We start from the raw sequence: 20987 nt of genomic DNA, 5'->3' as shown, positions 1-20987 counted from the left end.
AGGCCATCAAATCTGACGGCCTTTAAAATTAAGTTAAGCTTTTAGCAAAGCTGGTTTCTCGTGGTAAGTTTTCCATAATAATTCGCCGAATAAGGTATTCGACCATGCAAACCAGGCCCGGGTAAAGTTTGCAGGATTGTCTTTGTTAAACGATTCATGCATAAACCCTTTACCAGCATGTGTCTTTTGCAGGGTACTGATGCAGTATTTAATTTCTGCTTCATCTTTAGAGGTTAACGCCCGCATTGTGATACTCATTGGCCAGATCATATCCTGACCCACGTGAGGTCCGCCAATTCCTTCTGCAGCACTACCTTTAAAAAAGTATGGATTGTCTGCGGAAAGGGCAAATTTCCTTGTGTTTTTGTAAATAGGATCTTCAGCATCCATTGCGCCTAAATAAGGTAAACTTAATAAACTAGGTACGTTTGAATCATCCATTAAATAGCTACTTCCGAAGCCATCAATTTCGAAAGCGTAAATTTTTCCATATTTAGGGTGATTAACAATCGCATGTTTTTGCAAGGCAGCATTTACTTCATCAGCTAGATTAAGCAAATTACTTTCTAAAGTTTTATCTGGCTGAAGTGCTTTAATCATTTCAGCGGCATGCTTCAAACTTGATACAGCAAAAAAGTTAGAAGGCACTAAAAAAGGAAAAATTGTTGCATCGTCACTCGGGCGGAATGCTGAACAGATTAGTCCTACCGGATTTACGGGAAAACCATATCCTGCCATCGGCAAAGAATCTGTGGGTTTGTTCGTTTGGCGTTGAAAGTGATATGGACCATGACCGGTTTTACGCTGTTGCTCTTTAAAAGTTTTGAGAATGGTTTCAATTCCTTTTTTCCAATCGGCATCAAAAGGCGCTTTATCGCCAGTTTTTTTCCAATAATGGTAAGCTAAACGAATGGGATAACAAAGCGAATCGATTTCCCATTTGCGCTCATGCACCCCCGGCTGCATGGCCGTATCATCGGTTTTCCATTCACCTACTTTATTTGCATCTCCATAAAATGCATTTGCGTACGGATCTTTTAATACACATTTGGTTTGGTGATTAATTACGCCGGCAATTAATTTTTTTAACGGCTCATCCTCATTTACAAATTGAAGATATGGCCAAACCTGAGCAGAACTATCCCGTAACCACATGGCATCGATGTCGCCGGTGATTACATAGGTATCTGGGCGACCGTTTTTCTCAGAATAATACACGGTGGTATCTAAGGTATTCGGAAAGCAATTTTCAAATAGCCATGCCAGCTCAGGATTTTTAACATTAGATTGAAAGGTCTTGATGGCTGAATTTACGGCCTTACTTTGGAAATGTCTTTTTCCGGCCGCGACCCGTACCACAGGAAATTCAGGTGCCAATTCTGCCGCAAATGAAAACTTCGATGCCACCATACCTGCACCAAGCAATCCGGTATTTTGAATGAATGTTCTTCTTTTCATTAAATATATATTTTTATGATTTGGTTAAATTTAAAGTTGCCAGCCTGGCGTATATCTCTAAAATCCCGGCTTGCAACAGCAATGTTTTATCAGCTTCCCTTCCTAAAAGATTTCTTTCGTCACGCTCATCATTCCATACACGATCTGCATCATCAATAAAAAACTTTAAACGGGATGCATCTTTCTCTACAGCATACAACGCCAAATAGCCGCGCAATAATACTGCATTAAACCAATAATGATCTGGTAATTTTCCATTTTTATAAAATCTTTTTTTAGCTGCAGTCGCTATTAATTTCGCTTCATGGAGGTACTTAACATCCTTTGTAATTTGATAAAGCACCACATTCGACTCAAGCATAGTGCCTGTATTATATGTATAAGCTGCCGAATCTATCTTTAAAGACGACACATTAATCGCATCATAAAAAATTCCATCCTTCCTCCTTAGATTTTTATTTGTCCAGTTATAAACTAACAAAGCTGTATCAAGGTACTTTTTCTCTTTGGTCGCTTTATAAAGTTCAAGCGATACTAAAATATTAGGGCCATTCGAACAGGTGTTTTTAGAAGTTTTCTCATCTTCCTTCCAGTACAAACCCCCACCCGTTTTATTGTCATAGCCCGTTAGTAACCAGGTGTAAATTTCCTTCGCCTTATTAAAATAGATTTTCTTTTTGGTGCGGGTGTAAGCATTGAGGTAGGCAATTGCAATCCATTGATTATCATCATAAAAACGGGAACTTTTCTCTATGTACGATTGATAGGAAGGTGCAGGAGGTGCTGTAGTATAATATTGATCTATCGCCTTAATTACAGGCTGCATACCGCTGTTTTTCTTGAGCCCTTCCGTTTCATTCTTTGCCTGGATAAGTGCACAAAGCGGCCATAAATAAGAGAATGGTTTTTCGTGTTTCCCGATGTTTTCTAGGTATAATCCGCGTTCTCCGGCAACAAAATACTTCTGTATATTTTGCTCAATAACATCAATTCTTTTTAAGTATTCCTGTTTGGTAGTTTGCGCTAAACAACTACATACCGTTAACATAAAAATCAGGCTGAGGATTACCCTGGCTATTTGATTTCGCATAGATGTAAATGAGTGATCTGATTAAAAGTGCATAAGATATTTTTGTTCGATGAATAATAGCGTATATCCATATAATGGAAAAGACTTTGATCATCATTTGGCTAGCACGTAGACAAATATTAATAAAATTCTGCTAACATCAAAATCAAAAAGCCTAATTACGCCATTCCTAAATCGTTTTTTCTCTTCCTATTCAATTTATTACAAAGAATATTATAATCGTCAGGCATATCTGCTTGATGCCTGTTAAATGCAGATAAACAGTAAGCGCAATGATCGATTTTTGTCTCAGTTCTGGCGGCAAATAAATTAAACCACAACCCTCCTATATTAGAAAACCAGCGAAGTTGACCAAAACGCGCACAAAAAAACCGCTGGGAAAACCCAGCGGTTTAATACCACAAACGAGACAGTTGAGATATTATTTTTTTGGTTTTGCATTCATGTAAAAAGTAAGTTTACCACCGTTGGTAATGTCTGAGTGTTTAATGCTGTGATTGGTGATCTCCTTCCCGTTCAACATCACTTTCTGCACATAAACATTTTTGGCGCTCTGGTTTAATGCCTCTACTGTAAACGTTTTATTATTCTCCAGGTTAACCACGGCTTTATTAACCAGCGGACTACCCAAAGAATAAACATCAGCACCTGGTGCTACCGGATAAAATCCCATTGCAGAGAACATATACCATGCGCTCATCTGTCCGCAATCGTCATTTCCACCCAATCCATCAGCCGTTGGCTTGTATTGCATATTTAAAATGTGTCGAATCTGCGCCTGCCCTTTATAAACTTCATCTGTCCAGTTGTACAGGTAAGCTACGTGGTGGGCAGGTTCGTTACCGTGAACATAACCACCAATAATCCCTTCGCGGGTAATGTCTTCGGTATGGGCAAAAAACTCATCTGGCAGGTGCATGCTAAATAAAGAGTCTAACCTGGCAGCAAATTTCTTTTTTCCACCCATCACCTCAATTAGCGAAGTTGGATCATGTGGAACGAAGAAACTGTAATTCCAGCTATTACCTTCTATAAAGCCCTGTCCTTCTGTATCTTTTGGATCGAAAGCTTTCTTAAAAGTTCCGTCAGCCAGCTTTGGACGCATAAATCCAGATGCCGTATCATAGTTATTTCTCCAGTTTTGCGAACGTTTGATAAATTCATCATAAACATCCTTACGGTTCAATTTTTTCGCCAATTGTGCTATCGCCCAATCATCATAAGCATATTCCAAGGTATTCGAAACAGATACTCCACTCCTTTCGGCAGGAATATAACCCTTATCCATATAATATCCGATCCCTTCATAGTCGCGGTGTTTCGCGGTTACTACACAAGCATCCAAAGCTTTATTTGCATCGCCGTTGTAAGTACCTTTAATAATCGCATCTGCAATTACAGAAACACTATGGTAGCCGCTCATGCACCAGTTATCGTTCGCATAGTGCGACCAAATCGGTAACATATGCAGGCTGCTTTGATCATAATGGGCCAGCATTGATTTTACCATATCATTGCTTCGGCCAGGCTGTATAATATTAAAAAAAGGATGCAGCGCACGGTAGGTATCCCATAACGAAAAAGTGGTATAATTGGTAAAGCCATCTGCCTTGTGAACGTTCTGATCCAAACCTTTATACTCACCATTTACATCCGTATAAGTGGTAGGATTAATAAACGCATGGTACAATGCCGTGTAGAAATTGATCTTATTGTCTTTTGAAGTCGTCACCTGGATTTTATTTAACTCCTTATTCCAGGTGGATTGTGCCTGGGCTTTAACCTGGTTAAAATCCCAACCCGATATTTCGGTACGCATGTTTTGAAGGGCATTTTCCTGACTAACCGGAGATAATGCAAATTTAATTTTGATCTGCTCCCCTTCATTGGTATCAAAATCAAAGAATATTTTGATTTTCTTTCCGGCAATTTCCGGGAAGTTTTGATCTTGATTAAACTTGCCCCAGAAACCCCGGTAAGCCTGCTTCGCATCATAACTTTTTCTGCCGTAATTTTTAAAAGGTTTAGAAAAGCTCATCGCGAAGTAAACCGTTCTGGTACGGGCCCAGCCATTGGTTTGGCGATATCCGGTAATTAAGGTATCATTTACCACCCGCACATAAGTCCACACGGTTTTATCTTCATAATTATAGATTCCAGCCATCAAATCCAAAATGATATGCGATTGATCTGATTTTGGGAAAGTATACTGGTGCATTCCAACCCTGTTAGTAGATGTTAACTCCGCGGTGATGTTATGATCATCTAACTTCACCTTATAGTAACCTGCTTCTGCCGTTTCATTGGCATGACTATATGCTGAGCGGTATCCGCTATTGGGGTTATCGGCGGTGCCGGGATTTAATTGCAGCTTACCTTGGGTGGGCATGATCAGGAAATCGCCAAGATCTGAATGGCCGGTTCCGCTAAAATGGGTATGGCTAAATCCAACGATCGTTTTATCTTCATACTTATAGCCGGCGCAATATTTATAAACATCGCCATTGTACTTCCCGTTTACCTCGTAAGATAAGGTATCGGTTTCCGGACTTAACTGCACAGCGCCGAAAGGTACCGTTGCACCCGGATACGTGTGCCCCATTTTGGAAGTGCCAATAATGGGCTTAACATATTGCACTAAATTTTCTTGTGCAGTGGCCAGAAATGCTGAAAAAAGAAAACAAGGCAGGATAAATTTTTTAATCATAGTTTGTGTGAACATTTAACGTTATCAACGAAAATTCTAAGGTAGAAATTAATTTGTAAATCTGCATAAAATATCAACTAAAACGTTTAATCAATCCCAAAAATTAAATAACACCTAGTAAAATTTGGCAAACCTGGCTGGCACTCGGTTTTTTCTGTTATCTGTTGCTGGCCTGAATAGCTTTTGACAACGAACTGACTTGCTTTAAATAATTTAAGGTAAATAAACCTTATTTTTGCAATCTATATTTTAAAAATGAGTAAACACGGTAGAATTCTGGTTGCCATGAGTGGCGGGGTTGATAGTTCGGTAGCGGCTGTAATGCTGCATGAGCAGGGTTATGAAGTAATTGGATTAACCATGAAGACCTGGGATTATGCAACTTCTGGTGGCAGTAGCAAGGAAACTGGCTGTTGCTCATTAGATAGCATTAATGATGCCCGTACACTTGCCGTTAATTATGGTTTCCCCCATTATATCCTGGATATCCGCGATGAGTTTGGCGATTATGTAATTGATAATTTTGTGGATGAATACCTGGCGGGAAGAACACCAAACCCATGCGTATTATGCAACACATATATTAAATGGGAAGCATTACTTAAACGGGCCAATAAACTCGACTGCGAATTTATTGCAACCGGGCATTACGCTAACATCCGTCAGCAAGACAGTGGACGATACGTGATCTCTAAAGGCAAAGACGAAAATAAGGATCAATCGTACGTACTTTGGGGCGTTTCTCAAGAAAATCTTTCCCGTACAAAGTTTCCGCTTGGAAGTTTTGCGAAATCTGATATCAGACAAATGGCATTGGACATGGGACAGGAAGAACTGGCAAAAAAATCAGAAAGTTACGAAATCTGTTTTGTGCCTGATAATGATTACCGTGCCTTTTTAAAACATAAAGTTGAAGATTTAGAAGATCGTGTAGCGGGTGGAAATTTCATCTTGAGCAATGGAATGATTGTCGGTCAGCACAAAGGTTATCCATTCTACACCATTGGTCAGCGGAAAGGCTTAGGTGTAGCTTTTGGCGAGCCGATGTTTGTTACTCAAATTTTACCAGAAAGCAATACAGTAGTTTTAGGTAAAGCTGATGAGCTGGAGCGCAAAGAAGCGATGGTTCGCAACATCAATATGATTAAATATGCGAGCATTGAAGAACCAATGAACGATGTGATTACCAAAATCCGTTATAAAGATGCTGGTATGTTGAGTACCATTGTTCAGGAGAAAGATAGCATGCGTGTGGTTTTTGATCACAATGTTTCTGCAATTGCACCTGGCCAATCGGCTGTTTTTTACGAAGGAAATGATTTATTGGGCGGCGGTTTCTTGGTTTAAATAAAAATAAAAAACATACAGATCCCGGTTAGTAAATAGCCGGGATTTTTTTGTTTACTCCTATTCGTAATAACGCCAAACAAATGGCTTAAAAGTTACTTTACTAGATATACTTATTTAATTTTTTGCACCGTATGAATCACACCAAAAGACCATTTCAACCTATAGAAAACTATGGCATTATCGGAAACCTGAAAACTGTAGCACTGGTTTCGTTAAATGGTTCTATCGACTTTATGTGTGCACCGAGATTCGATTCGCCTTCCGTATTTGCTACGATGCTGGATACACAGAGAGGTGGATTTTGCGCAGTAGAACCAGAGTTGGGAGATTTTACAACCAAGCAACTCTATTTCCCGGGAACAGCTATATTGCTTACCAGGTTTTTTTCAGACGCTGGAATTGCTGAATTAACAGATTTTATGCCCATTTCCAAAGGCAATAAGTCGTTAACAAGTGCCATCGTCAGGCAAGTCAAAACCATTAGGGGAAGTATAAAATTTAAATTTAGTTGTGTACCAAGGTTCGGTTATTCTGAAAGTGATTATGAAGTAAGTCAGGAGCATGATCAACTCATTTTCAGTTGTGAGAAGGAGGAATTAACGATCAAAATTTCTGCGGATGTGCCTTTGGTGGTAAGAAAACAGAATGGATATGCAGAGTTTACACTCGAAGAATCGGAAACGGTAACGATTGTGTTGGAGTTTTTAAAACCAGACGAAGCGGGCAGAGAGCTTCCTTTCTATGTGAATGATGCCTACCATGAAACGAAAGATTTTTGGGTTAAATGGATTAACAAAACCAGCTATAATGGTAGATATAGTGAGTTAATCAGGCGTTCGGCCATTACACTTAAGCTCCTTACTTCAGCAGAATTTGGTTCAGCGGTAGCCGCCCCGACTTTCGGTTTGCCCGAAGCGCTTGGCGGCGATAGAAACTGGGATTACCGCTTCACCTGGATCAGGGATGCAGCCTTTACCATGTATGCCTTTTTATCGCTCGGCTTTTACGATGAGGCAACAGCTTTTATTGACTGGATCTTTGGGCTTTGCCAAAAAATTGATTTACAGCTTATTTATCAGATAGATGGCAACCCAAATATCGAAGAGAAAGAACTGAAGCACTTTGAAGGTTACCGCCAATCTCAACCGGTACGGGTTGGAAATGCAGCAGCAACCCAGGTTCAAATTGATATTTATGGCGAATTGATTGATACCATTTATATCTACAACAAATCATATAAACCCATCACCTACCAATTCTGGACCTTGATTGAAAAGCAGATTGCCCAGGTAATTAAAAACTGGAAAAAGCCAGATCATGGAATTTGGGAAATAAGGAGTGAAGAAAAAGAGTTTCTACATACCAGGTTAATGTGCTGGGTAGCGATGGATAGGGCAATCAAAATAGCAGAGCACCGCTCCTTCCCTTACCCTGAAATGGAATGGCATAAAATCAGAAGTGAGATTTACAACGACATTTACAACAACTTCTGGAATGAGAAACTAGGAGCCTGGGTGCAATACAAGGGGGCCAGCCATGTTGATGCAAGTGCTTTACTAATGCCTCTAACACACTTCATATCGCCTATGGAACCTCGCTGGTTATCAACAATGAAAGTAATAGAAAAAGAGCTACTGCTTGATGTTTTGGTTTATCGGTATCAAAACGGCTTCAAAAAAATAGACGGTTTGGAAGGTGAAGAAGGAACGTTTAACATGTGCTCTTTCTGGTTTATAGAGTCGTTAGCAAAGAGCGGTGAACTAGATAAAGCGGTAGAATATTTTGAGAAGATGATTGGCTATTCCAATCACCTTCTTTTATTTAGCGAAGAACTGGGTAAAAAAGGCGAGCATTTAGGCAATTTCCCCCAAGCATTCACTCACTTAGCTTTAATCAGCGCAGCCGTAGAGTTAAATAAACAGATTAGCAGGCAAACTGGAAAGGCTTAAAAACCAGTTTCTTATTGTTCCTCATAATGATAAGTTAGTCCGCCGTCTACGTAATAGGTTGATCCCGTTACGTAGGCAGCTTCATCTGATGCCAGGAATGCAACCACACCTGCAACATCTTCTACGGTCCCCATTCTCCGCAACGGAATATTTCCAATAACTTTTTCCAGTTGCTCCTTATTTTCCAGCAGATCTTTATTAATTGGTGTTGTAATTGCACCTGGTGCCACATTGTTCACCCTAATTCCCAATGGCGCAAGTTCACTGGCCAGGTTGCGGGTAAGCATTTTCAAACCGCCTTTACTGGCGCAATAAGCAGCAAAATGGGGAAAAACAATTTCCTCATGAACCGAACTCATATTGATGACTGCTCCCTGGCGCTTTTCTTTTCTGCAATAATTAACGAAGGTTTTAATACCGAAAAACACTCCCTTTAAGTTGGTATCCATCACCAGATCATAATCTTCTTCGGTAACATCCCAAAAGTCTGCCTTGGTTTCCAGGCCAGCATTGTTAACCAGGATATCTAAAGATCCGAAAACGTTAATCGCATCTTCAACGAGCTTAATCACCTCTTTGGTCTTGCTTACGTCGGCTTCTAAAAATTCGGCTCTGCGGCCCATTGCTTTAATCTCATTAATGAGCTCCTCACCACGTTCATCAAATGTTCTACCATTTAAAATGATATCTGCCCCTTCTTTCGCCAAGCGCAAAGCACAAGCTTCACCAATTCCCTGACTACTTCCGGTAACTAATGCTATTTTATTTTTAAAACGTTCCATTTTATTCTTTTTAATGATGCTACTTAAACTATTTTGTGTAAATAATTTCTTCTATTCTATGATCCATTTCCGGGTCTTCCGGTAGCTTTTTGAGGTAAAATTCTTCATAATATGCTTTGATAATCGCGGCCATTGGTGTGGCTAAAAGTGCACCGGTTAAGCCAAATGCAGCACCCATTGCCAAAAGCATGACAAGCGATGAAACCGGATGGATATTCATTGTAGATGAACGGAGTTTTGGCATTAAAAAATCAGACACTAATTCATTCAGCAATAAGAAAAATAGCAAGCACCAGAAGGCAGTTAGCGGACTTATAGAGAGTGCTACCAATGTTGGTGGAATTGCCATGATGTAAAATCCCAGCTTTGGAATTAACTCCGAAAAGAATGCGAGTGCCGCCCAGACCAACGCACCGGGTACATTAACGATACTTAAAAATGTGTATACCAGAACAGATTGGATTGCTCCTCCAATCAGGTTAGATTTCATCCAGCCAACCAGCATAACGGTGGTATGCTGCAATGCGTTTTTTGCACTTTCACGTTTCCGGGGTTGAAAAAGAGATAAATATAGTTCTACTATCGGTTTAGGTTGGCTTACATAAAATACAACCAGACAAACGAATACAATAAATAAAAATATCCCTCCAATCAGGCCAAAAGAGAAATTACCTAACCCAATAATAGTTTTGCCTACAGATGGCATTGCTGATCCGATTGAAACGCCGCTATTCTGAATTTCACGGTTAAACTCCGGATAATTTTTCAAAATGGAAGCGATGTGATTGGAGGCAGAAGTATAATAACTTGGCAAGTTGCTAATTAATACATCCAGCTGGTTCGTAATGTGCGGTACAATTAACCATCCTAAACCAATACTTACGCCAAAAATAAGAATGAAAATGATGAGACTTGCCAGCCAGCGTTTCATTCCCCTCTTCTCAAATTTGCTTACCGGTGCACTGATAATAATCCCCAATACCAGCGCAAAAATTACCAGCAGAACAATAGAGATAATTTTAAACGTAAAAAACAGCAGTAAAGTTAATCCTGTAATATATAGAATGGTAGATTTAATGGTTTCGAAAACGCTGTGGTGTTTAGGTAAGCTCATTTGGCTGTAGGATTTATTTAATATACGGTCAAATTTTATTAGGGATTAACGTTCGGCAGCGTTATTATTTTTAAACGAGTACAATCTTTTCGACGGCGCCTGCATCTTCACAACGGATAAAGAGTACTCTCGGATGGCTTAAGTTTTTGAAGCGGGATTTGAGCTTGGCAATAAAACTTTTTGAATTCGTTTCCTTTACCAGGGTAATAGCGAGCGCATCGGCATTGCCCCTCACCTCGATAATTTCGGTTGGATAAACTTCCCTAAGCTCACGTGTAAATTCCATATTCAAGAAACCAACTTAACTGCTTAAAGTTTGATTTTGATGATTAAATATGAAGAGCAAAAAAAAATCCTGAAAGGATTTCAGGATTTTTTTTGCTAAGACCGGTGCATGTGCAACATTTTTTTCAGCATTTCTCTGGCTACGAAGATTCTGGTTTTCACTGTTCCCACGGGAATTCCCAGTTCTTGTGCTATTTCTTCGTATTTGTAACCTTCAAAATGCTTTTTAAAGCAATAAGAAGATTGGGGCGGAATTAAGCTTAACGCTTTATTAATATCATCTAATAAAAATCTCGCCTTGCCCGTATTTTCTGCGCCGTTTGGTGCTTCAGCATTAACCGCATCCAGATTATCTTCCAGCGATATAGCACCTTTATTTTTTTCCCTGTGGTAGTGATTAAGAAAAGTGTTCTTTAAAATAGTAAATAACCAGCCACGTAAATTACTTTCTGTTTTTAATCGCCCTGCAAAACGAAAGGCTTTAATGAAAGTTTCCTGCACTAAATCATTTGCAATATCATCGTCGTGCGTGTAGGCCAAGGCCCTTTCGGTGAGTACTTTTCTAAAGCAATAAATTTCATCTTTAAAATCAACTTGTCTTTCCATTTGTAGATAGGTCTAATCCTATCATTAAACACAACACGCATAAAGTTGTTGATGCTACAAGTACGTGGATTTCTACTGAAACATCAACTCACATAGCCATTTAATACCGCATAGCGAATTAAAGCAACAGAATTTTTGGCACCAGTTCGATCAATCAGGACCTGGCGGATACCCTCAACAGTTCTTCTGCTGAGGAAAACCTGTTCTGCAATTTCCTGATTCGTCATTCCGTTTGCAATAAGCCCTAAAACCAGTTGCTCACGTTCTGACAGCGCCAAACGTTGTGCGCCTTTCTCTGGCATATTGGTAAGCTGGTGATTAAAGCGTTCCAGTACACCAATACTTAATTCTGATGATAAATAACGTTTTCCACTCACTACATGACGAAGTGCAAAAAGCAATTCTACTTCATCTACATCTTTAGATAGATAAGCCCTAGCACCTGATACAAAAGATTTTGCGGCATATTTTTCATCTTCAAGAATAGAAAGCATTACCACATTAATTTTTGGTTTTATTAACTTAATTTCTGAAATCATCTGAATTCCATCCATTTCAGGCATATTCACATCTGTGAGCACAATATCTGCGTTGGTTCCGCTTTTTAAAAGTTCCAGAACCTTATGCGCCCCATCAACTGCGGCAACGACTTCTAAATCAGCGTGCTGTTTTAACAACACCTGTAAAGATCTCCGTACAATTTGATGGTCTTCTACTAGTATAATCTTAATCATATATGTTTATTAAAGCCTGGAACCCCTCCAGGCGAATAACATTCTTGCGAATGTTATTTTGGCAGCGTAATGTAAAACACTGTCCCCTTGTTTAATTCAGTTTCAAACCAAATATCGCCACCATGTAAATCAACAATTGCTTTGATAATTCCCATTCCCAGCCCGTGAGATTCTTCTCCAATTAAGCCACGTTTCAGCCCCTGCTCCGCCCGATCGAAAAGAGACGAGCGTAATTCTACCGGAATCCCGCTACCATTATCGGCCACAGTGATTAATACAGTGTCTTCCTGTTCGGCTGCCGTAAGCGTAATTTCACCCTGCGCCGCCGTAAACTTAATGGCGTTAGAAATTAAGTTGTTTAACACCTGTAAAAACTTCATACTATCCAGGCGAAGGTAGATCCGTTCCGACTCACATTTGAACGAGAAGTGTTTAACCTCATTTAAGCGCGAGCGTCGGTAAAAACGAATCAGGTCACGAAATTCCCAAACCAGATCAACTCTTTCCTTTTTAATCTCAACCTCAGAAGATTTCAGAAATTCTTTGTTGATTAAACTGCGCACCATTTTCATGTTACGCTCGCACATTTCAATAATAAATGCTAAGCCTTCCGCCAGGTATTCCTCACTTTTCTGCTGTATGCCGTTCGCCAGCGATGACGCAGTAAGCTTCATCATGCCGAAAGGTTCCTTTAAATCATGCGAAAGCACTTCAAGCGCAATATTTTTTCTGTTATTTATCTGTTCGATGTGAATCTTATTGTGTCTTTCTATGGTAATGTCTTCCACTATCCCACACAAAGCATCATTTCCAACACCTTCTACAGGTCCGATGCTTACTTTTAAATACCTTTCATCTTTACCATTGAGCAGCAACCTGAACTCATATTTTTTATAAACCTTATCTGATGAGATTTCCTGAAAACAATAACCAACTAAAACCTGGTCATCAGGATGTACCTGATCAAACAAAATGGTAGGCGATTGCAGAATATCGTCTGGTGTTAAATCCCAGATATCCGCTAAAGCAGTGTTTAAATACAGAAACCTGCAATCAATCAGGTCATAAACAAAATACCCATCAGATGATTGTGCACCTAGCTGATAAAAAAGATCTTGTGGCATTACATTATTGTTTTGGTTAAGATGTCTTCAACTTACATATAAGCGAAAGGCATAGACCAAACAATCAGTTTCAAAAAATGTTTACGCTAACAGATTGGGCGAGCACTTCTGGCACTCCAAAATCAATTTCTTTACCATGCTTTCTAGACAAGATATATATAAACGACTGGTAATCAATAGATAACAACCGCGGTTGAAATCGTCTTCATTAATAATTGCTGCAGAAAATAAATAACATGTATATGAGCAAGCGCTGGCAAACGCTTCAGATTTCGACAGATTTCCTGACCATCTTCTGCCCAGAGCATAATGTCTGGCATAAATTCACTGATCAAAGTCTTGATAGAAACGATACCGGCAATAGTCTTAATAAGATAGTTCCGCTGATCAAAAGTAAATGGAATCATCTCATGGATGTGCTCATCATTATCGATAAGCAATAAATGTTTAAATAGATGCATAATTTAAAAGCCCAAATCTATAGATAATTCAGTATTGGCTTATGAGTATATTTACGCGTATTTCTCGCAACAAGTGTAAAAAAACAACTACAAGGCACTTTTTAAATAAAAATGAGAGTGAGTTTGATGATCGTTCATTTTATTTTTTAACAGAATTAACCCACCTTCTTTAGCATTTTTTCAAAAAAATCTGGTAAACCTGCCAAGGATAAGTGAACATAAAGAAATGCTGTTTTTTTTGAATGGATGAAATTTAAATCAATCCTGATAACAAAACTAAGAACGTTAACTTATTGGTTTTCAATCCCTAAATTATGAACGTTAGAAATTCCACTGAAATGTTAGAAAATAAAGTCTGATAAATTAAAATCAGGAAACTACTTTTGCGGGAATGTTGTCACAATACCAAATCTTATTTTATTTTGAAGGCGAAGGATTAGTGATCATGGAGCTAAAGCGAAATGACATGCCTGAAGGTGCAGATTTAGCTGAAATTTTCCATTGGCTTTATCTCGAAAAACAGTCTCAGTCACTCATTAAACTCTGGTTTCGATCATTGGATTCATCAGCCGATATTGAAGAACGATTCTTTGAACAAGGCTACCTGAAATTCAATGTGAGAGAAGCTACCTTTATCGAAAAGTATAATTCTGCTCAGCATAAACTGATGAAGTATGATGTGAACGCCGTAAGTGAGGATATTCACAATATGATTAAAAGTTACCTCAAGCAACCTTAACTAATTTTTCGTGATCCACCTGGCAATAATTAGCAGGTTGACCAGGAATATTTAATTAAATAATCGGGGTTGTATGATTTCTATGGGTAAGAATTAAGAAACTTATCTAAATAAATATAGATTGTATTTATTAATCCTTTAAAAAATACATCGATAAATTAAGGTGGAAACACTAAATAATTGATGATTTCAACAGATTGGTTCCTTTACCTTCTTGTCGGGCATCTTAATGCTACTATTTATGGCCAGATCATACAAAAATGCTATCTGAGGTCATTTCCCTTAATCATTTCAGTTAATCACACACCATGATAAGAACAAAACTTCCGCAGTTTGCAGGAGTTTTGTTTTTTCAGTCATTCTGATTAGAAATTAAGATATAAAAATCAAAAATTCAGCTATTTAATCATAAAAATTACCGATTGTAAAATAAATTTTCACTTATATCTTGATAAATAAATTTTTTTTCATTAAATTCACATTATTAATCACCAATTAATCAGAATGTTATGAAAAATATCTCGATTTTCATTGTAGCTTGTCTGATATCAACAGCGTCTGCCTTTTTTTCTAATACAATTGCAGCACCGGAATTGGGAATCTCTACTGTTTTGCTCGTTTGGGGAACGGCAACCTGGTATTTTTTCCATCGACATAACCGTACCATTCAGGATAAGTGACTTCAACCCATTCATTTAAAAAACAATCCTACAATAATTAAATTCAATTATTTTTAACAACAGCTACAGTAACCATAAGTTGTCCCAAATGCCTCATCGTATGTTCTGCAGCATGGAAAAGTAAACCAATAACTGTTGATGGAAGCCCTGCCCTACCAATGCCCCTGTATTCAGTCAAAGTTGATGCTTCAGTAAGTTTGATTTGTTCTATTGCATGGTCTACCTGAATATTAAACCGGTTAAGCAAGCCAGCAACTGAAAGTTGCCCGGCGGTGTCTTTTCCTTCCTCATATAATTGACTGAATTGAAATTCCGAGAGCCCTTCAGCACGCGCATAAGTAAACACCCGATCGAGTACGCCACTTAAATGTTGGAGATGAAATCCTGTAGAAGCCATACCCGCCGGGCGAACCCAAAGCAGTTCCTCAGGAAATTCATACAAATATTCATTGAGTTCTTCCCTCGCCTGTAATAAAGCATGGGCCACTGGCTGAAGCAAAGGTGGAATTTCTGGCAAAGCCCCCCTTTGCCAAACTTCTGTTTTTTGTGTCATATTATAGGGTTATAGATCAAAAATAAACTAAATTTTGTTAATAATTTAAAGCCTCATTATTTGTTGCTGGTACCACTTGCTTAGTAGTTAGTTAGTGTTATTCGCAACTAATCTATTAGTATAACAGCATAAACAGCACATTACTTTAAATTATGCAAAAGAATTAATGATGTCTTGATAATTTTTTTTTTAATTTTAAAGCCTAATACCATATTCCAGCATGCCTGTCAGTTCACTTTCGTCACAAAATTTCTCCGAATATCAAGAAGCGCTTTCAGCATCAACCAGCGCCAAAAAAAGCTTTTCTTCTATCACCGAACTCTATGTGCGTTTAGCCGTAAATGAAGAGGAACTGGAAGCTTTACAATTTGCAGCTGCACTATCCGAAATTCAAGCGCAGCACGATCTTGAAAAAGACGGCTTCAGAAATGAGCATTCTACCTTAAAAAGTGTTCGCAAAGCGATTGATGATCGAATTCTGACTGTAGAACAAAAACTTTATTTAGGCCTCCCTGATGATCTGGCTGAAATGGACCGCCTGATCGCAGAACAGGAAGCAATTGTTGCTGATCAGGAAGAACTGAACGAAAACGAACTTGCACTGATGGAAAAGATGAGTCGAAGTGATATCAGTTACGGAAAAAAACTAGCTGCTTTAGATCAGTCGAAATCAAATCGCGATCTTCCACTGAAAGCGAAACTGGAAAGACAACTTTTACAGGTGGCTGCTGCCGAAAAGCAAAATACATCCCGTACTGGAATTTTTTCAATGGTGATTATGCTACTTGTACCTATTGTATTGGACTACATCGCTTTTCTTCTGGGTTTAAATGGAAAGGGTAATACCCGGCTGATCTTTTCTCATTTCGTGTTCCTGATTTCGCTGATTGTTATTCAAGTCTTTTTTACGGATCAGATCAAACAGAAAATTTCCAACTTTTTAGCCAAAACACAGTGTGAAGTTTTTTTAAAGGAGATCTCAGAATCTCTGGATACCATTGAAAAAAGCAAAAGAAAGCTAAGTATCGAACGCAGATAAATTAATATTGATCAACTCAGCCAGGGCAAAAAAATCAGGAATCCTCTTTTAAAAATCCTGAACAGGTATCCATTAACATAAAACTAATCGCAATGGCTATGGTACTACCGTATAAAAAAGGTAAGATGCGAAGATGACCAATAGCACCACCCCTTGCTGTACGTTGGTTTTTCCTGTTGCCAGAGAAAACATGATGGTAATCATAGATAAGAGCAGTAAAACAGTTGAGCTCATATCAATTCCCAATGTAATTGGCATTCCGAAAACAATTGATACCACCGCAACCGCGGGAATTGTTAATCCGATACTGGCTAATGCGGAACCCAAAGCGAGGTTAAGACTGGTTTGTAGCCGGTCAGCCTTTACCGCATTATAGGCAGCCAAACCTTCGGGTAATAATACTATAGCAGCAATAATAACACCAACCACTGATTGAGGCGCTCCCATAGCGTGAACCATTATCTCAATATCTTTTGAAAGGTATTTTGCCAATAACACCACCGTAAACAAACTAACAATTAATAGTGCCAAACTGCTTAATGTAGTTATCATATTTGGTGCCGCTACGTGATCCTCTTCAGAATGAGAATCTTTAGGCAAGAAATAATCCCGGTGCCTAACAGTTTGCCTAAAAATAAAGCCACCATACAAAATCAGAGATACAACAGACACAAAAATTAACTGGCTCACCGTATATTCGCCAACAGCGCCACTAATGGTATAGTTAGGCAAAATTAATGTTAGCACAAGAATTGATGCAAGGGTAATTAGTGCCGCATTTACGCCCTGAAGCTTGTATAATTGCTCTTTAAATTTAATTCCGCCACGTAAAAGACAAATACCGACAATCGCGGTAAGGATAATCATCACGGCAGCGAAAACAGTATCACGAGCCAAAGCCTTGGTCGCTTCCCCGCCAGCCAGCATCAGCGACACGATCAGGCCAACTTCTATCGTGGTAATGGCTAAAGCCAGAATAATGGTACCAAATGGTTCTCCAACCCGGTGGGCAATTACTTCAGCATGATGAACCGATGCGAGGACACTACCAATCAATAAGCAGGCTAATAATATGCTAAACCATACACTTACTTCTACCACGGTTAAAAAGTAAGCTACAATTGCCAGGATCGGGATGAATATTGTCCATTTAGGTAGATCTATTTTTTTCATAAGTAAACTGATTTGCTTTACTAACAAAAAACTGTATATACGGTTTTGATAAAGCCGAACCAATAAATGGCAACACCCAGCTATATTTGATTTGAACTTTATAAAAAACACAGTATATTTATAATTGAATTTGTGATTCATCAACGCTCAAATAAAATTTAAAATTATGTTATTTTACGCCGTTCCTTTATACCTTATTGTCTTTATAAGCTGGTTAATTTATGCTGGACTAATCAAGAAAAATTTAAAACAAAATTTACCAATGGTTTATTTCGGCGGAGTTTTCAGTGTAATTTGGGTTGCGGTTTTTTTATTTTCGATCTGACATTTAACAGCTAACCTATGTTCTTCCAATCGAAGATCATTAATCCCAACCAACTGTATTCTTTTTCGATTGTGCAGGTTTTGCTAAAAGGGTAAAATCTTCTGAAAAATCATGACTAAAAACCCGAAAATTAATTGGCCATTCATCTTTCAATAATCCGGACACAAACCTTGAAAATATACCTTCAAAACTTTTGAATCCAATTCCATCTTTACAAACCACTAAATATTCCTGATCAGATCTGGGTAAAACTTCATGAATTTGCTTGTTCCACCTCGACATCAACGCAGCTGGTAAATCATTGAAATACTGTTTATCAATAAAGCCGACAATATCTTTAAAAAACTTGGAGGAAAAGTCCTTCCCGCTGATTTGCATCCATTGTCCTTCAACCTTATCCAGGCTACCAAGCAACTCGCCATCGAGTACTACACGCCAGGGGTCGTCTGGAGAAAACTGGATCACCTGATACATCAAAACCTCATCTTCTGCGTGCGATAAAAAATATTCCAACTCAATCATATCAAAAAAACCCATGTGAAAAGATTTCAAATATAAGCGATAAATACTAAATATAATAGCAAAAAAGATTTGTCAACCTTTTGAAAGTTTATACAGTATTATATATCAATCGTTTAATAATTATTAAAAAACTAAATTTATTAGTCTTTCGCTTTAGACGTATTTCTGTGAGGTCAATTAACCCTATGTGAATTTCGGAATCCGATATAAAATCTGAGGGATTTATCATCTTTTATCAATCCTCAAATCCTATATCTTTGTTACAAACTAAATCTTGGCACAGCATTTGAATTTCAATCAATACACACAAATTAAATCTGATTATTATGAAAAAGTTATTAATCATCTCCGCGATTGTAGGTATCGTTTCGTTAACATCAAATCAATCTAAAGCTCAGGTAAGTTTAAACGTAAATATTGGAACACAGCCAGCCTGGGTTCCTGCTGGCTATCAAGACGTAAATTATTATTACTTACCAGAGGTTAACTCCTATTACTATGTTCCGCAAAGACAATTTGTTTACCTAAACGGAAACCGATGGACAAGATCAAGAAACCTACCGAACCGATATAGAAGTTATGATTTAAACCGGGGTAGAAAAGTGGTAGTATATGGTAATAGTCCGTATCACAGCTATAATACCCACCGCATAAAGTATGCAAACCATTCAAGGGTTTACAGATCCTCATACGGTGGCGGAAATCGGGTAAGTTATAACGCTCCTGGAAGAAATCATTATAAAGTTTATAAAGGAGACAACAGACATTTCGACCGCAAGATGAACTATTCCCAAGGTGGAGGACACAGAGGAAAGCACGGAAGACATTAATCGAAATCAGGTATTGTAAAGTCGGCAGAGAAATCTACCGGCTTTTTTTGCTTTCTGATTGTAGCAATGTTTAAGTGCCTAAATATTGAAAAGTCTGACTGAGATTTTTTTAAACAACAAAGGCCGGAATCTCTTCCAGCCTTCTATTTTGCAATTTGTATATCTAAATTAACCTACTAAGTTAAATTAAGCTTTTGCAGGGCTATTTGCTTTACTGATTTTCAATTGAGCGTTAATTCTATCTAAAACATCATAGATGTCGAAAGGCTTGCTGATGTAATCATTAGCGAAAGCTGCGATAGCTTTTTGTTCGCTATTATTTTGTGCAGACATTACAATAATAGGAATGTGCTTGGTAAACATATCGGTTTTTAAATCTTCGCAGATTTCGGCACCATTACCATCTGGCAGCATGACGTCTAATAAAAATAAATCTGGCATTGCATCCTGGATATTTTTTTTCAATTCAGCGAAAGAAGATGATAATTGTAATTCAAACCCCTCCTCTTTCAAAAGAATTTCAATTACATTTCTGATTTCCTGATCGTCCTCTAAAATGTGTATTCGTTTAGTTTCCATATTCAAATTATCTCGTTTTGGTTTCTTGCATAAAAATAAATTCTATACGATAGTTACAGTAACACCTAAACCCTCTAAATGTTTTACAATTTGTTCAGAAATCCCCTTGTCAGTGATAATATGATCAATTTCTTCCAATCCGCAGATTTTCCCGAAGCCTCGTTTACCAAATTTTGTAGAATCTGCCAGCACAATTGTTTTTTGCGAAGCATTAATCATTTTTCTGTTCAAATGGGCTTCCATTGCATTTGTGGTAGTTAAACCGAAGTCTAAGTCAATCCCATCAACGCCTAGAAAAAGTTTATTGAAATAAAAGTCCTGCAGAACTTGCTCAGCGTAAGCCCCCATTACAGATGAAGAGCTTTTTCTTAGAATTCCACCTAATTGAATCACGTCTATATTAGGTTCACGCATCAGTTCCAGGGCTACATTAAGCGCAGAGGTAACCACCGTCAAATGTGTTGATGGAGTAATATTCTTTGCAAAATAGTAAACCGTAGTTCCTGAAGCAATTACGATTGAATCGTTTTCGTTAAGTAAAGCAGCAGCAGCAATGCCAATTTTATTCTTTTCTGTAGATTGAATTTTCTCTTTTTCGTTTACAGGCCGGTCTACAGTATAAGGGTTATTTACGGTAGCACCACCGTGCGTTCTGAATAGTAAGCTCTTATCCTCCAAGAGTTTTAGATCCTTTCTTATCGTTACAGAAGACACTTTCAACTCCTTGCATAAATCAATAACATTGATATATTGATCTTTTTGCAAGCGACTTAAAATAAACTGGTGCCTCTCAGCCAAATTCATCATAAACTTTGTTTGTTAAGTATTTTGCAAAATAGCAAATAAAAAACGCTATAAAATTGATTTGTGGAAATATTTAATATTTT

At 38.2% G+C, this 20987-nt stretch carries 21 protein-coding genes; 7 read left to right on the top strand and 14 right to left on the bottom strand.

Features of this window, described 5'->3' with window-relative positions:
* Positions 1 to 33: 33 nt before the first annotated feature.
* The 3 genes from GJU39_RS07610 to GJU39_RS07600 all read right to left on the bottom strand — a co-directional run bounded on the left by GJU39_RS07610 (position 34) and on the right by GJU39_RS07600 (position 5255).
* Positions 34 to 1458, bottom strand: coding sequence for a glycoside hydrolase family 125 protein (locus tag GJU39_RS07610; RefSeq protein WP_154280183.1), 1425 nt, complete (start codon positions 1456 to 1458; stop codon positions 34 to 36).
* Positions 1459 to 1471: 13 nt separating this feature from the next.
* Positions 1472 to 2548 carry a glycoside hydrolase family 76 protein gene (locus GJU39_RS07605; RefSeq protein WP_245227720.1) on the bottom strand — a complete coding sequence of 359 codons (1077 nt, stop codon included), beginning with the start codon at positions 2546 to 2548 and terminating at the stop codon, positions 1472 to 1474.
* A 421-nt stretch (positions 2549 to 2969) separates the two neighbouring features.
* Positions 2970 to 5255, bottom strand: coding sequence for a GH92 family glycosyl hydrolase (locus GJU39_RS07600; RefSeq protein WP_154280182.1), 2286 nt, complete (start codon positions 5253 to 5255; stop codon positions 2970 to 2972).
* Positions 5256 to 5510: 255 nt separating this feature from the next.
* Between GJU39_RS07600 and mnmA the strand changes: the two genes are divergently transcribed.
* Both mnmA and GJU39_RS07590 read left to right on the top strand, forming a co-directional pair.
* The gene (gene mnmA, locus GJU39_RS07595; protein ID WP_154280181.1) at positions 5511 to 6602 is read left to right on the top strand and encodes a tRNA 2-thiouridine(34) synthase MnmA; all 1092 of its coding nucleotides are present in this window, start codon (positions 5511 to 5513) and stop codon (positions 6600 to 6602) included.
* A 134-nt stretch (positions 6603 to 6736) separates the two neighbouring features.
* Positions 6737 to 8554, top strand: a complete 1818-nt coding sequence (locus tag GJU39_RS07590; RefSeq protein ID WP_154280180.1) for a glycoside hydrolase family 15 protein — start codon at positions 6737 to 6739, stop codon at positions 8552 to 8554.
* Positions 8555 to 8565: 11 nt separating this feature from the next.
* Here GJU39_RS07590 and GJU39_RS07585 read toward each other — a convergent pair whose 3' ends face one another.
* The 6 genes from GJU39_RS07585 to GJU39_RS07560 form a co-directional block, all read right to left on the bottom strand.
* Entirely contained in the window at positions 8566 to 9336 is a 771-nt protein-coding gene (locus GJU39_RS07585; protein WP_154280179.1) for an SDR family NAD(P)-dependent oxidoreductase, read from the bottom strand.
* 28 nt (positions 9337 to 9364) lie between these two features.
* Positions 9365 to 10450 carry an AI-2E family transporter gene (locus tag GJU39_RS07580; protein WP_154280178.1) on the bottom strand — a complete coding sequence of 362 codons (1086 nt, stop codon included), beginning with the start codon at positions 10448 to 10450 and terminating at the stop codon, positions 9365 to 9367.
* Between the two features lie 70 nt (positions 10451 to 10520).
* Complete coding sequence (locus GJU39_RS07575) at positions 10521 to 10736, bottom strand: hypothetical protein (protein ID WP_154280177.1); 216 nt, start codon at positions 10734 to 10736, stop codon at positions 10521 to 10523.
* Positions 10737 to 10831: 95 nt separating this feature from the next.
* Entirely contained in the window at positions 10832 to 11341 is a 510-nt protein-coding gene (locus tag GJU39_RS07570; protein WP_154280176.1) for a sigma-70 family RNA polymerase sigma factor, read from the bottom strand.
* Positions 11342 to 11424: 83 nt separating this feature from the next.
* Complete coding sequence (locus tag GJU39_RS07565; RefSeq protein ID WP_154280175.1) at positions 11425 to 12075, bottom strand: response regulator; 651 nt, start codon at positions 12073 to 12075, stop codon at positions 11425 to 11427.
* 53 nt (positions 12076 to 12128) lie between these two features.
* Entirely contained in the window at positions 12129 to 13199 is a 1071-nt protein-coding gene (locus tag GJU39_RS07560; RefSeq protein ID WP_154280174.1) for a PAS domain-containing sensor histidine kinase, read from the bottom strand.
* A 242-nt stretch (positions 13200 to 13441) separates the two neighbouring features.
* Here GJU39_RS07560 and GJU39_RS07555 point away from each other — a divergent pair, with 242 nt between their 5' ends.
* The 3 genes from GJU39_RS07555 (at position 13442) to GJU39_RS07545 (ending at position 15079) form a co-directional block, all read left to right on the top strand.
* Complete coding sequence (locus tag GJU39_RS07555; protein WP_154280173.1) at positions 13442 to 13642, top strand: hypothetical protein; 201 nt, start codon at positions 13442 to 13444, stop codon at positions 13640 to 13642.
* Between the two features lie 409 nt (positions 13643 to 14051).
* Positions 14052 to 14399, top strand: a complete 348-nt coding sequence (locus GJU39_RS07550; RefSeq protein ID WP_154280172.1) for a hypothetical protein — start codon at positions 14052 to 14054, stop codon at positions 14397 to 14399.
* Between the two features lie 509 nt (positions 14400 to 14908).
* Positions 14909 to 15079 (top strand): hypothetical protein, encoded by a 171-nt coding sequence (locus GJU39_RS07545; RefSeq protein ID WP_154280171.1) that lies wholly within the window; start codon positions 14909 to 14911, stop codon positions 15077 to 15079.
* 43 nt (positions 15080 to 15122) lie between these two features.
* Here the strand turns inward: GJU39_RS07545 and GJU39_RS07540 are convergent, their stop codons facing one another.
* Positions 15123 to 15632 (bottom strand): DinB family protein, encoded by a 510-nt coding sequence (locus tag GJU39_RS07540; RefSeq protein WP_154280170.1) that lies wholly within the window; start codon positions 15630 to 15632, stop codon positions 15123 to 15125.
* A 220-nt stretch (positions 15633 to 15852) separates the two neighbouring features.
* Between GJU39_RS07540 and GJU39_RS07535 the strand changes: the two genes are divergently transcribed.
* A complete protein-coding gene (locus GJU39_RS07535; protein WP_154280169.1) occupies positions 15853 to 16671 on the top strand; it encodes a hypothetical protein in 819 nt (272 codons plus the stop codon).
* 96 nt (positions 16672 to 16767) lie between these two features.
* On the opposite strand, the gene GJU39_RS07530 is transcribed toward GJU39_RS07535, so the two are convergent.
* Together GJU39_RS07530 and GJU39_RS07525 are read right to left on the bottom strand one after the other, a co-directional pair.
* On the bottom strand, positions 16768 to 17844 hold the full coding sequence (locus GJU39_RS07530; RefSeq protein ID WP_154280168.1) for a calcium:proton antiporter: 1077 nt from the start codon (positions 17842 to 17844) through the stop codon (positions 16768 to 16770).
* Between the two features lie 364 nt (positions 17845 to 18208).
* Complete coding sequence (locus GJU39_RS07525; RefSeq protein WP_154280167.1) at positions 18209 to 18706, bottom strand: hypothetical protein; 498 nt, start codon at positions 18704 to 18706, stop codon at positions 18209 to 18211.
* Between the two features lie 311 nt (positions 18707 to 19017).
* Here GJU39_RS07525 and GJU39_RS07520 point away from each other — a divergent pair, with 311 nt between their 5' ends.
* A complete protein-coding gene (locus GJU39_RS07520) occupies positions 19018 to 19521 on the top strand; it encodes a hypothetical protein (protein WP_154280165.1) in 504 nt (167 codons plus the stop codon).
* A gap of 186 nt (positions 19522 to 19707) precedes the next feature.
* Here GJU39_RS07520 and GJU39_RS07515 read toward each other — a convergent pair whose 3' ends face one another.
* A complete protein-coding gene (locus tag GJU39_RS07515) occupies positions 19708 to 20100 on the bottom strand; it encodes a response regulator transcription factor (protein WP_154280163.1) in 393 nt (130 codons plus the stop codon).
* A gap of 42 nt (positions 20101 to 20142) precedes the next feature.
* Complete coding sequence (locus GJU39_RS07510; RefSeq protein WP_154280161.1) at positions 20143 to 20907, bottom strand: DeoR/GlpR family DNA-binding transcription regulator; 765 nt, start codon at positions 20905 to 20907, stop codon at positions 20143 to 20145.
* Between the last annotated feature and the right edge of the window lie 80 nt (positions 20908 to 20987).

The organism is Pedobacter petrophilus (assembly GCF_009674725.1).
Classification (GTDB): Bacteria; Bacteroidota; Bacteroidia; order Sphingobacteriales; family Sphingobacteriaceae; genus Pedobacter; species Pedobacter petrophilus.
The sequence above is the reverse complement of the archived record's forward strand: the minus strand, read 5'-3'. Positions and strand labels throughout refer to the sequence as shown.